Below are 12,344 nucleotides of genomic sequence, written 5' to 3' on the forward strand. Positions count from 1 at the left end.
CGATGCGGCGCGGGTTTGCCACTAGGGCTTCTGCTTATGGTTGGGATATCAAGTCGCTGATGAGATATGTCGGCTGGAAGGACATCAAGTCAGCGCTGAGGTACGTCGATGCGGGATCCTCCTTTGGTGGCCTTGCGTTGAAGCCATCAGCGCCCAAAGTGGAAATCCTCTAAAGTTGTCTTGCACGATTGTTCTGGCACAGAGCGCGTAGGCCAGACGCCGCAGTGTTCAATCGTCACAGTCTTTAGGTTATCCCGCCATGGATACAAGAATGCTTACCGCCCAAGAGGTTCACCAGATACTCCGTGATGTTTGTATCGGTTCACGCCCTATGCGCCGAATCACTGAGCACACCTGGAACGAAATCTTCTGTGGCCTGATGACCGTCGAAGTGGACGGCTGGTTGATCAGTTTTTTCAATGATTGCGGTGAGTTGGACTACTGCGATAGCTGCTGCAGTCCTGACGACCGAAAGTATGAATTCACCTCAACCGATATCAAAGCACTTGATCCTGTAGCGCTTCTTAGCCCAGAAGAACATCGTACGCTTGAGGAGCTGCTCTGCGGTATCTGATAAGACCCCAAGTATTGCTATTGGCGCGTTAGCAATGCTCAACGGATCGCGCAGAGTAGCCTCTGATACCACGCTGAGTTCAGCAGGATTCAACCCGCCCGAGGCCCGCAACTCGCACTCATCGTCTCTAAATGATCCAGTGGCTCACGCCCCATCGCCTCCATCATCGCATTAGCAAGCCACACCGCGTCCAGCATGCTGAACGAATAGCACATAAAGTCAAAAACAAGCTCTACTCCCCCTTCTTCAATTGTGTAGACGCTTACCTTTTCAGTTTTGTCATTCTCTTCTGTCGCAAGCTCAACGACATAGACTCCATCGTCTGTCTCGTGGCACTTGAAACTACCATCGGCGCAGTAACTCCACTCTCCGGATACTCTTTTTCGATATTTCCTGTTCAGAATACTGTCGCGACCGGCTGGCGTCGGTACAAACCCTGCGAGATTTCCCACTGTTATGAGCACAGCATCGTAAAGACAGTGTGCGATATCTTCAGCTACGGCGTCGGAAAACCTAAAAGGCATGATGTCTAATTTCAAACTGACATACTGATCAACCTGCCTAGATACCTGGCAGGAGTACAGTTCGTCATATTCCCGTCCGCGCCAGCAGACGAATTCGCGCTCTGCAAAAAACGCTACAGGTTGCACTTCAGTTTTGCTCACAAAATTCACCATCGCTATGTTCTTAAAAATAACAACGGACGTAGTGACGAAAAACTTTAGCGAAAAGGTGAAATATTTTTCAAGGCTAAAAACACAAGCATCTCAACCATGCTTACCTGGTTGACGTAACAAGGTTATATCCGCTGGAAACAATACTGAGGTTATACGCGAGCGCGTAATTGCGAGTCGCCATGCGCTTAAGCATTTCGTTAGGAAACCGTAGACATCACCTCCCCTAACCCTTCGCCACTGAGTGTCGTTGCAACGACCTCAAAGGGAAATCTTCGTTAGGCAGGACTCCTTAACTGATTGAGTGTCAGGAGCTGACTGTTCGCTTGGATCAATAACAACGACCCTGCCTATGCGAGCACTCCATGGCCTAGGCGGCCGATGAGGTCGAGCACTGCTTGCGTTTCTATGGGTGCCACTTCGGGTACTGCTGTAGTGAACCAAGCCTGGCACGCTCCCGTCTTGGCCCCATGGGCTTCCATCCGCACGCCTCCGCTCCGCTCGCTTCGGCGCTTTGCTCAGGCTAACTGTAACGTAACTTTTGACTTGTAACGTAAGCAACGTTACAGAGCAAAAAGCACGTTACAGACCAATGAATTCGGGCGTTTTGTGGAAAATGGGGTGTATCACCAAGCTCGAGGTCGATTAAGGCGCCTTACGCGTTCCTCTCTGATCACCTCCGAAATCAGGCTGCGAGATTGGAGTTAACGGCGGAAACCTAACCACTTTTCAACAGGCTGGACGAAAAGATCAGGACATTGTCCTGCCCATCAATGAAAATGCTGTCATGGGTAATGAAAGCTGGAGCGCCGCATGAAGTGGTTAGATCGATTCAAAAAAATCGTTTGTCGAGACAAAAGATCAGGAGTAGAGCAAGCAAGGGATCGGGCGTTCATTGCCGCACTCAACAATCTGAAGTCTCTTCGTGTAACACCGGAGGGCGGCATGTCAATCGATCCAAACGAAATACGAGACAAAGTAATCGCTAGTCGTCATACCCTCCGGCGCTTCGTGCGATAACCGCGTGCCTTCATCCGCCATCTTTTAGCCGAGCCTGAGGGCTCGAAGGGGCGACATCAATAAATTACGGGGCCCTCCAACTGGTCGCCTATACACATCACACAAGCACACCTCTTTCCAGGACTTCTCATGCGGATAGTCCGTGTTCTAACCGGCCGATAAGATCGAGCACTGCTTGAGTTTCCACTCTTGTGCCCAGCATCTTTATGGGGGCTTTCCCATCGAGTCCGCGAGCTGGTGAGATCATCCAGTTCCGCACCGCCAATACGTCCCCTTCAAACAGCTCATAAGCGGCGTCGAAGACGGTAGTCAGCGAATACAAACGATCGCTTTCAGCGCATGTGAAGCGACCAGCTTTTTCTCTCCGAGCGAGTGTCGAGCGAGACATGCCCAGACTCTCGCCGAGCACACTCATCTCGATCCCAGCCTTGGCCGTAAGCTGCTCGAGTAAAGAAAATGGCAGCCCATTGCGAATGCACTCATGAAGCTTAGAGCCGCGACTTGGTAATCCGAGGCAAGCCCAGAAGCCAGCGGTGCGAAGCGCGCCTGGTTGATACTCTTCAAGAAATGGCAGCATCAATTCACCTATATGCCGTACACGCCAGAGGGTATTTTTCGAACTCAAAATGCGCATCAGTTAATGACCCCAAAATGGGACATTAAGTGGCAAAAACGAGGTTAGTGTCCCATTTAGGGGTCACTAAGGAACGGCTAAAACGGTGGCCAGCTACGTCTCTCAGTGATGCTGACACTGGTCGTGTGCCCCTGCCTGATCTGCGTAGCAGAATGGTACATAGCCATTCACATCATGCCATCGCAAAATAATTCTTCGATCGAGCTCAAGGTTTTTCAAAGCCATCCGTTTTTCATCTGTATGAACCTGACAAGGAACCAGCTTGACAGTTTCCACGTTCGTCCAGTGCTTGAGCGCCGCTTTATTGTTTACCGACGCAACAGGTGATCGCAAGCGCAGAGCAAGAGAGCATTTGGGCGGCTATACGGAGACATCCTCTTCCCTACCTGGGTTTGTCTGCGAGGAGCCTCGGGCGGCCGGTATGCTGTAGCACTAGACAGCAAGCAGATCGACACCGATGGAGTGGCGACTGCACCGCTTACGTGAACACTCCGACTACCTGTAGCACCACTCTTTTCGAAGGAAATACATGTCAATCATTTTTCAGCGTCACCGCGATGAAGAAAATGCAGATCACAGGATCCAGATGCCTCAACGGATCTTGCCTACAACGACCAATCAGTTTCCGATTGATGTGTTGGCGCTCCGATTCGAAAAATACCAAGCGGATCCGTCGAACGCCCAAGATCGTTATCCCTGGGCCGCACGTTTCGTAATGGGCATTCCAGTACCGACTTGGCAGCGTCACTTGGTGTGGAGTGTGGGCCAGAAGTCTCGCTTCATTTCTGCAGCGTGGTCAGGCGCGGATTTGGGCAGCTATCTCACCAATGACTGGTGCGAATGCACGGGGAGTGTTATGGCAGAGAACTGTGAAATTCTTCTCGATGGGCAACAACGGCTGCATAGCTTAGAAGAATATTTCCTTGATCGATTAGCGGTTCCGGATGCTCAAGGCCAGCCGAGGACTTGGTCTGAGGTGGGGAATAGCGAGCGCAAGCGTTTCTTGTCGACGATCTTTGCGCACTCAACCGTCTGCTCAGACGACGAGCTGGTGTTGCGCAAAACGTATGATCTTTACGCCCAAGGTTTAGCGCCTCGCGCGCACGATCAGCGTGCAGTTCAATAGCTTTTAGATAATTTTTTTGCGGCATGCCCCAAGGGGCCGGCTGTCGTGAACCAAGCCCGCGGGTCTTGGCCCGTTGGGCTTCCATTCTCATGCCCTTCGACCTCCTGGTCTGCGCGCTCCGCTTGCATTAGTCGACCAATAGGCACTATGCCAAAATAGACTGGAGATTCACCATGACCTACATCAATTTCTTCCCAGGTAACGTTGATGCTACTCGTGAAATCAGCATCGGTGCCAATGCCGTTTATGCAGTTGAAGATGTCATCGACTTGGCCGACGCGATGATTCGTGGCTTCACCTGCAGCGCGCCAGTCGAAGGCGCGAAGGTTGCCTTGGAAGACGGATCTATTTGGGGTGATCTTTGTGAGCAGCATGGCGAAGCCGTGGAAGAAGTGTTGGGAGAGCTGCATGACCTACTGCGCTACTCTGCATGAAGCCTGGCGTTGGACGATGGCCCAACCATGGAGTTGCCGTGCAGCGCCAATGGCTCTAACGTACTGTTTTTTGATACGAATGAATCGTAGAGGTCAGCCGAGGGTTTGGTCTGAGATCGGCAAACGCGAGCGTAAGCGTTTTTTGTCTACGGTCTTCGCCCAATCCCATGTGTCCTCTGACGATGAGGTAGCTCTGCGCAAGACTTATGATCTTTGCGCGATGGGTGTAGCGCCTCGTGCTCCCGATCAGCGTGCAGCTAAATAGCTTTCGAATAATCGTTATTTTGGACACGCCCCGTCGGGGACGGCTGTCGTAAACCACACGGGCCGTCTTCGACGTGTCATAGCCCTCCGGGCTTCCATCCTCGTGCGCTACGACCCTTCGGGCCTGCGCGCTCCGCTTGCATGATTGCCTGGATCAGTCACAAACCTTCGGGCCTTAGGAGGCATGGGCCCGAGGCGACGTCTCGATGTCGAGGGGAGCACTTCATCATGAGTTATCACAATCAGCCTCCAACTTGTTTGGAGGCCGCTGCCAGACGCTGGTAAAGCTCAGCGAGGATCCGGGCATCGAGCAACGCATGATGAGAAAGCTCTGGGAGATTTACATCACCGAGGTCATCGCCTTCGAAATGTCGGAATAGGTGGATTAAGTTGGTAGGTCTGTTCGCCACATGGCCTGGCCACCTGTGATCGACATACGCGAGCTCACAAAAAAAATCCCAGTCCCAGTCTGGCGCGTCCGTACAGATTTCTAACGGGCCTTCGATATTGTCGAGGAAAACCCACAGAGCGGCTTGGGCCTTCACAAGTGACATTCCATGACGGGGTAGATCCAGCTGAGGCAATACGTTTTGGATTACGAAGGCACTGCAGTCCGCAACCTGGTAGGTATCCGTCAGCTCTACATAAAACTCGTCACCAGTCTCTGAGACTAAAGCCAATGAGATCAGCTTCGAATTCCGGCTGAGCTCAGTAAACTCACAGTCCAAAAAAAGCTTCATGGTCTTCCTTCCTATGCGTGAGCTCATCCTTACTCATAACAGCGGAGTATCCTAAACCAAGGGCAGAAACCAGCTGCGTGTACCTTAGCGAATCGAGGAGAAGCGAATGGCCGAAGCGGTGCGGGGATCTGATTAATGAAGCATGTCCGTCTAATCCGGCATGGGGAAAGTGCAGCCAACGCTGGTGAAGCCAGTCTGGATCACGCGACCATTCCTCTTACGCCGAAGGGTGTTGAGCAAGCACACTTGATGGCCCAGTCGTTCAACAATGCTCCAGCTTTGATCATTGCCTCCCCATTCTCTCGAGCGCAAGCAACCGCGAAGGCCACTGCAGCGGCCTTCCCTACTACCCCTCTTGAAACTTGGCCCATTCATGAGTTCACGTACCTTGAGCCAGCCAGTTGTTCAAACACGACAATTGCCCAGAGACGGGATTGGGTCGAAGCATATTGGGCCAAGTCAGATCCTACATTCACGGATGGTGAAGGCTCCGAGTCGTTCTGTGACTTCATAATTAGAGCTCAGTCGTTCCTGGTTCGACTTGTAGAGCATCCTGCCCAAGACATCGCGGTGTTTTCGCATGGTCAGTTCATCAGTGCAGTAGCTTGGCTAATTGAGCGCAATCCGCAGGACATTGATGGCCGGGCTATGGCTGACTGGCGTGAATACGAGATCAAGAACCCCGTGCGCAACTGTTGTGGCTACCTGCTAGACAGGCGTCTAGCCGATGATGCCTGGCGAATAAGCCCTCAGGTGGGCCCAGATGGTTCGTGCTCACAGCTCGCTCTGTCGTCGTAAGAGAAATGATCTCTCCCACGACGCACATACAACGGCAACGCTAGTAGCTTTCTTCCTCGGCTTGGAAGACCTCGATGAGTTTCTGATTGTAATCGTCCAAATAGCTTTGAAGACCTTCCCGGTCAATCAGGCGGACACCTGCTGTTCCTGCCAATTCTTTTGCGGATTTTGTGTAGTAGGAGTTCGTGACGACCATGGCTTCGTCACACCCGTAAAAGGCCTTGGCGGAAATCGCTTGCTGGACAGCTGCGTTGCCTACCGAGCCAGAGTAATTCTTTGCCTGGATCACCATGTTTTTCCCGAAGCGGCTGACAAAAAGATCCGCGCCCTGGTCAGCTGTCTTCTTGGTCTCTTTGACGTCATAGCCAATGGTCTGGAAGATCTCAACAAGGAAGGCTTCGAATTGGAATCCGTCCATGGCATCCACCAGGTACATGGTGATGAACTGGTTCGGATTGAAATGCTCGAGCTGTGATCCCAGCCGCTCGACGAGAATGTCGAAATAAATCTCCTCGCATAGACTCAAGCCATTCCGAAAAGCCTGCAGCGGCAGTAGTGGTACGCCGGATGTGGTGGCTGATTGGGGATTGAATTGAACATTGGGAAATGGAACGTCATTTTCCCAAAGGTAGTAGTAGAACAAGGCCAAGTCAGACCTGAATGTCGTCCCGGCCTCTTCAATCCAGGAACGTAAGGTGTCGGCAAGATCAGCTCGGATGTGGCGGGTCAACTCTCTCGAGAAGCCCAGGTAGGCAGAGTTGAATGCTGTGGTTTGCAGCAGCTTGTCCAAAAGAGATGGAAGCCCTTCTAGCTCGTCAAAGCCTTTGCGAATCAAGACCTCCCTGAACAGCTCCCTCTCGGTGTAAACGCCATCCAGTCGAGGGCCAGGCACACCTGTGTCATCACTCCCCGCGCTTTCGCGAGTCGTGTGAATGAAGTTAGTGAAGTATGGCTGCTTCAGTTCAGCGTATTTTCTCAACACGTTGTTCAGAAGGTCGTTGAGCTGAGCTTGCTCCTTCTTCTTACCGAGGAAGTCTTTAATCAAGCCTTTGGATCTGTATTGGAAATCTGGATAGAACGAAGGATCCAGCGGAGTAAGGTGCCGCAAAGTGAGCTCAGATGACGGCGAAACTTGGGAGCCCATGCACCACGGGCATGCCGTTTCAAACGTTGTTCGCTTGCATCCGTTGCATTGGTAAATCATCGTTTCCGTTCCTTCCCAAGTCATCGCGCGCCTTCACGCACATCCTGCTAGCGACCATAGCTCAGTGCCATCACTCAGTCCACGAGCTTGTTTCCACTGCACACAGACGCATCAATGATGGCAAAATCCCATCACGGCAGTTGGAGTGCCGGGCCGGCTAAGCTAGAGTTCCAGCATCTATCAGCCGGACGCTCCGTTGCTGAGCAGTCATCAGGGAAGAGACTATGCAAATTCAGCATCTGGAAATCGCGAACTTCCGCAAGCTCCTATCCGTACGGGTCGACCTCGCAGCCGAGACCACACTCCTCGTTGGAGCCAACAACAGTGGCAAATCATCTGCGATGCTGGCCTTGCGCAAGTTCCTACTTTCGAAAGCGTCGATTTTCAGATTGCAAGATCTTACTCTGAGCCATCTCGCCACAATCGATGCCATTGGTGAAGCTTGGGAGGCTGCAGATGATAGCTTCCCCATCCCAGTCGCAAATGAATGGGCTGACTGGTTGCCAACGCTAGATATTTGGCTTGAAGCAGCTCAGGGCGAGCTTCATCACATCCGAGATCTCATACCGAACTTCGCCTGGAAAGGCGGCCATGTCGGTATGCGGTTCCGGCTGGAACCAGATGATATGCCAACGCTGTTCGTCGATTACCGCAAAGAGCGAGTACGAGTGAGGGAGCTTCAGCAGGAAATTCAAAAACAGGCAGCGCTAGGTACGCAGCCACCATCGCTTCCGCTCTGGCCGCAGAGCTTGCATGACTACCTGAATCGGCGAATCGGTAAAACCTTCAAGATCCGATGGTACCGACTTGATCCAGGCCAGCTACGAGCTCCAGATCCTGCAACTCGTAAAGCTAACCAGCAACCGCTTACGGCCACTGCAACACCACTCGTGCGCAATCCCCTAACAGACCTGATTCAAGTCCACGAGATCAATGCTCAACGCGGCTTTGGTGACAGCGCTGACGAAGGCCTCCTAGAGGGCGGACATGGATCGGGCAGGAAGCTCTCGGAACAATTGCGAGCGTACTACAGCAGGCATCTCGATCCAGGCGATAGCCCAGATATTTCAGATTTGGAGGCACTCAGAGCAATTGAGGCAGCTCAAACTGCCTTTGACACTCGCTTGAGCACGAGCTTCGCGCCTGCGCTCAAGGAAGTCGCCGGCTTGGGCTATCCGAATAACTCAGACCCGTCCATCCGAGTTTCCACCCGCCTCGCCCCTACGGACGGGATGAACCACGAAGCAGCTGTGCTGTTTGAATTGGATTCCGTTGGAGGAGCCCCTGGAGCACCGCCTCTTAGGCTTCCGGAGACGTCCAACGGGCTCGGCTACCAAAACCTCATCTCAATGATATTCCGATTGATGGCATTTCGAGATGAATGGCTGAAGAAGTACAGAAGTCCTGAAGAACAAAGCGCTACTGGTGTTGAGCCTATACATTTGGTTCTAATCGAAGAACCGGAGGCCCACCTGCACGTCCAGGTTCAGCAAGCATTCATAAAACACGCCTACCATGTGCTGTGCAGCGACCCATTGCTAGCGAAGTATCCGAATCTCAGGACACAGCTGATGGTCAGTTCCCATTCCAGCCATGTAGCTCATGAGATTGACTACGAAAACTTGAGATACTTCCGCAGACTTCCGTCCGGCATGGCTGGGATATCAATCCCAGTCTCTACCGTCTCGAACCTAAGTACAGTATTCGGCGAGTCCAATCAAACGAAGGAATTCGTTACCCGTTACCTTCGGGCCCAACATGCCGACCTGTTCTTTGCGGATGCGGTGATCCTCGTTGAGGGGGCCGCTGAGCGCATGATGCTTCCACATTTTTTGAGGCAACACTTTCGTTTCCTAGACCAGTGCTACATAACCATTTTGGATATTGGGGGAAGCCACGCGCATCGGCTCCGGCCCCTAATCGATGCGTTGGGTATTGTCACTCTGGTGATAACTGACTTGGACGCGGGTCTCCTACAGGTCGGCAAACCTGTCGAGCGGAAGAAAGGCCAAACCACTAACAACCCAACCGTGCGCCATTGGATGCGAGCAGCAGGCCTTGGACATGATGTGGACTCATTACTGGATCTGCCCTTCGACAGTAAAGCTCAGCAAATTGACGAGTTGTTCTCGATCAGGATCGCTTATCAGACGCCCATTACTGTCCGCTTACCCAAAACTGGGCTAGATGTCGAAGCATTACCAAATACCTTTGAAGACAGCCTTGTCTTGAGCAATACAGAGCATTTTGCTAACAAAGCGGGACGCGGGCTGATGCGATCCTTTGCCAAGGCGCTACGTGAAGCAGAAACATCCTTAGAGCTTGGCACAGAGCTGTTCACCAAGCTCAAGGATGGTGATAAGGCTGAGTTCGCACTACATGTTCTCGGCGATTCTGATTTCGCCAAGTTGACGGTGCCTAATTACATCCATGAAGGCTTGGCGTGGTTGCAGTCCAAGCTCGAAAGAAAAAGCAAAGAGCTACTGGTCATCCCTTCAGCGATTGTCGAGGTGACACCATGAGCCGGCAGCCGGAAGCTGCTATGGATGATGTTCCAGATGCCGATCAGATCATTCAGGACTGTCTGAATCTCGACCATCCGAAGAGTTTTTTCCTATACGCCGGCGCTGGCTCTGGAAAAACCCATTCGTTAGTCCAAGCCGTGAAAATTCTAAAGAATAGGGAACGGCAACGACTGACTTTTGAAGGACGCCAAATCGCGATCATCACCTATACCAAAGCGGCGTCCGAGGAAATTACCCGCCGTCTTGAACACGACCCACTGGTGATTGTGTCAACCATTCACGCCTTCTCTTGGCGGATGATTCAGGGCTTCAATGATGACATTCGTGAGTGGCTTCGGGTCAAGCTCACCCAAGACATTGGCGAGCTTAATGAGAAGCTCGGAAAGGCTCGAGGGCAAAACAAAACATTTCTAGCAAATCAAGCTTCGAGGGATAGCAAAGTTCGTCGGCTCGATTCCCTGGATCAGATATCGACATTCATTTACAGCCCTACCGGCGACAATCGCGGTAGGCAGGCCCTAAACCATAGTGAAGTCATTCAAATGGCCGCTGTATTTATCCAGCAGCCTCCGTTGCTGAACGTTATGGCGGATCAGCACCCGGTACTTTTGATCGATGAGAGCCAAGATACCTATGGGCCGCTCATGGACGCTTTTCTGCGAGCACAATCGCTCATCCCCGACCGTTTCTCTCTCGGGCTTCTCGGCGATACCATGCAACGCATCTACAACGATGGGAAGGTGCGTTTGGAGGAAGCGATCCCTCCAGATTGGGCGGTGCCCGAAAAACGTATGAACCGTCGATGCCCAACAAGGGTTGTTGATCTTATCAACGTAATCCGTGCGGGCGCAGACAGTCATCAGCAGAAGCCAAAGCCGGACGCTGTAGAAGGCACGGTGCGAATGTTTTGCACCCAACAGACACCGGGTCAAGGTTTCGGGTTGGAGGAAGATATCGCACAGCGTATGGCAGCCATCACCGGCGACGCTCAGTGGGCAGCAGGCAAGGATGGAAGAAAGACCCTAATACTTGAACACAAGATGGCCGGACGCCGAATGGGGTTTGAGGGTGTGTTCACACCATTGTATGGGGTAGAGCATCTGCGAACGGGGCTACTGGACGGAACACTGCCAATCTTGAAACTGTTCTTCGAGCGGGTAGCCCCTATTCTTCAAGCCGCTAAGACGAACAGTTTCAGCCTCATAGAAGCTGTCCGACTTCATTCTCCGCTTCTCGATACTAAATCCATGAAAGAGGCGCCTGACCAGTTAGCCTTGCTTGAAAAAGCAGGAGCCGCTACTGGGTCACTGTGCGAGCTGTTCGATGACAACGATCCCCTCATAGGTGACGTGGCTCATGTCCTACTCCAAACAGGCCTACTAGATCTCCCTGATCGCCTCGTAGCTGCTCTGTTAACAGGCGCCACCACTGATGCCCCTCCCGATACATCGGATCGTGATGCATTAGAAACACATGCATACCAGGTTCTACTGGGACGTCCTTTTTCGGAAATGGCTGCATTCGCTGGCTATACCGAGGGGCTTTCCCCTTTCGACACGCACCAAGGTGTAAAGGGCCTAGAGTTCCCCAGAGTCATGGTCATCCTCAATGATGAAGAAGCAGGTGGCTTCCTTTTCAGTTACGACAAGCTCTTGGGGGTCAAACCAGCTTCTGATAGCGACGTAAAAAATCAGCGTGAGGGCAAAGATGACTCCTTGGCTCGCACTCGTCGTCTGCTGTACGTCACTTGTAGCCGGGCCGAAGAAGGTCTCGCAATTGTGGTTTACAGCGCGCAGCCTGACATAGCTAAGCAGCGAGTGATCGAGGCTGGATGGCTCAAGCCAGAAGAGATCGAGATTCTGTGACCTGCTATCGCACCTTTCCACCATCCAGGGGTCGCGCCGGCCTCTAGGTATCCATCACATCTGTCGTCTACATACCAAGCACAAACGGTGATGAGTACAGCCTTCTGGCCACCATCCCCCTGCCGACACAGTCAGCCTTAGGTCGCCCTTTGCCAAAATTGGGTAGATCTACGCAACTACCCACGCCGCTTCAGCCTGCGGCGAGATGAACTAGGCTCTCTGCATCATTCTCAAGGAAGACCGCCATGCCAGGTAACTCGAACTACAAGATCGCCACGGCAGACGCTCTGACATTGCTCTTGCACAACCAGCACGCACTGGGTGCAGCAATAGAAGAGATTACCAAGTGGCTTTCAGAAAATGGCGTAGGAAGCGTCGCCGCTCATGCAATGTCGGCGATGGAGGCGCTGGACACAAATGCTCAAGCCATCACAGATTCCATTATGACGATACGCCAGTCGTAGATACTGCTGCACCGCCCTCTGC

12 protein-coding genes are annotated in these 12,344 nt (G+C 52.4%); 8 read left to right on the forward strand and 4 right to left on the reverse strand.

Going from position 1 to position 12,344, the window contains the following annotated elements; genetic code table 11:
• Positions 1 to 2 precede the first annotated feature (2 nt).
• Both ACYZTU_RS15130 and ACYZTU_RS15135 read left to right on the forward strand, forming a co-directional pair.
• Positions 3 to 173 (forward strand): hypothetical protein, encoded by a 171-nt coding sequence (locus ACYZTU_RS15130; protein ID WP_461971053.1) that lies wholly within the window; start codon positions 3 to 5, stop codon positions 171 to 173.
• A gap of 86 nt (positions 174 to 259) precedes the next feature.
• Complete coding sequence (locus ACYZTU_RS15135) at positions 260 to 574, forward strand: DUF7693 family protein (RefSeq protein WP_461963900.1); 315 nt, start codon at positions 260 to 262, stop codon at positions 572 to 574.
• An 89-nt stretch (positions 575 to 663) separates the two neighbouring features.
• Here the strand turns inward: ACYZTU_RS15135 and ACYZTU_RS15140 are convergent, their stop codons facing one another.
• The gene (locus ACYZTU_RS15140; protein ID WP_461963901.1) at positions 664 to 1,239 is read right to left on the reverse strand and encodes a hypothetical protein; all 576 of its coding nucleotides are present in this window, start codon (positions 1,237 to 1,239) and stop codon (positions 664 to 666) included.
• A gap of 1,156 nt (positions 1,240 to 2,395) precedes the next feature.
• A complete protein-coding gene (gene parS, locus ACYZTU_RS15145; protein WP_461963903.1) occupies positions 2,396 to 2,845 on the reverse strand; it encodes a type II RES/Xre toxin-antitoxin system antitoxin in 450 nt (149 codons plus the stop codon).
• Positions 2,846 to 3,431: 586 nt separating this feature from the next.
• Between parS and ACYZTU_RS15150 the strand changes: the two genes are divergently transcribed.
• Both ACYZTU_RS15150 and ACYZTU_RS15155 read left to right on the forward strand, forming a co-directional pair.
• Positions 3,432 to 4,028 (forward strand): DUF262 domain-containing protein, encoded by a 597-nt coding sequence (locus ACYZTU_RS15150; RefSeq protein ID WP_461963904.1) that lies wholly within the window; start codon positions 3,432 to 3,434, stop codon positions 4,026 to 4,028.
• 173 nt (positions 4,029 to 4,201) lie between these two features.
• Positions 4,202 to 4,462, forward strand: a complete 261-nt coding sequence (locus ACYZTU_RS15155) for a hypothetical protein (RefSeq protein ID WP_461963906.1) — start codon at positions 4,202 to 4,204, stop codon at positions 4,460 to 4,462.
• A 506-nt stretch (positions 4,463 to 4,968) separates the two neighbouring features.
• Here the strand turns inward: ACYZTU_RS15155 and ACYZTU_RS15160 are convergent.
• The gene (locus tag ACYZTU_RS15160) at positions 4,969 to 5,466 is read right to left on the reverse strand and encodes a hypothetical protein (RefSeq protein ID WP_461963907.1); all 498 of its coding nucleotides are present in this window, start codon (positions 5,464 to 5,466) and stop codon (positions 4,969 to 4,971) included.
• A 135-nt stretch (positions 5,467 to 5,601) separates the two neighbouring features.
• Here ACYZTU_RS15160 and ACYZTU_RS15165 point away from each other — a divergent pair, with 135 nt between their 5' ends.
• A complete protein-coding gene (locus ACYZTU_RS15165) occupies positions 5,602 to 6,264 on the forward strand; it encodes a histidine phosphatase family protein (RefSeq protein ID WP_461963909.1) in 663 nt (220 codons plus the stop codon).
• A gap of 40 nt (positions 6,265 to 6,304) precedes the next feature.
• Here the strand turns inward: ACYZTU_RS15165 and ACYZTU_RS15170 are convergent, their stop codons facing one another.
• A complete protein-coding gene (locus ACYZTU_RS15170) occupies positions 6,305 to 7,468 on the reverse strand; it encodes a restriction endonuclease (protein ID WP_461963911.1) in 1,164 nt (387 codons plus the stop codon).
• Between the two features lie 224 nt (positions 7,469 to 7,692).
• Here ACYZTU_RS15170 and ACYZTU_RS15175 point away from each other — a divergent pair, with 224 nt between their 5' ends.
• The 3 genes from ACYZTU_RS15175 to ACYZTU_RS15185 all read left to right on the forward strand — a co-directional run bounded on the left by ACYZTU_RS15175 (position 7,693) and on the right by ACYZTU_RS15185 (position 12,322).
• Positions 7,693 to 9,990, forward strand: a complete 2,298-nt coding sequence (locus ACYZTU_RS15175) for an AAA family ATPase (RefSeq protein WP_461963913.1) — start codon at positions 7,693 to 7,695, stop codon at positions 9,988 to 9,990.
• Positions 9,987 to 11,858 carry a UvrD-helicase domain-containing protein gene (locus ACYZTU_RS15180; protein WP_461963915.1) on the forward strand — a complete coding sequence of 624 codons (1,872 nt, stop codon included), beginning with the start codon at positions 9,987 to 9,989 and terminating at the stop codon, positions 11,856 to 11,858. The genes ACYZTU_RS15175 and ACYZTU_RS15180 overlap by 4 nt, the downstream gene beginning before the upstream one ends.
• 245 nt (positions 11,859 to 12,103) lie before the next feature.
• Positions 12,104 to 12,322: a hypothetical protein gene (locus ACYZTU_RS15185; protein WP_116264241.1), complete on the forward strand. Its 219-nt coding sequence runs from the start codon at positions 12,104 to 12,106 to the stop codon at positions 12,320 to 12,322.
• The last annotated feature ends 22 nt before the right edge of the window (positions 12,323 to 12,344 follow it).

The sequence above is a fragment of the Pseudomonas sp. HLT2-19-2 genome, from assembly GCF_054898005.1.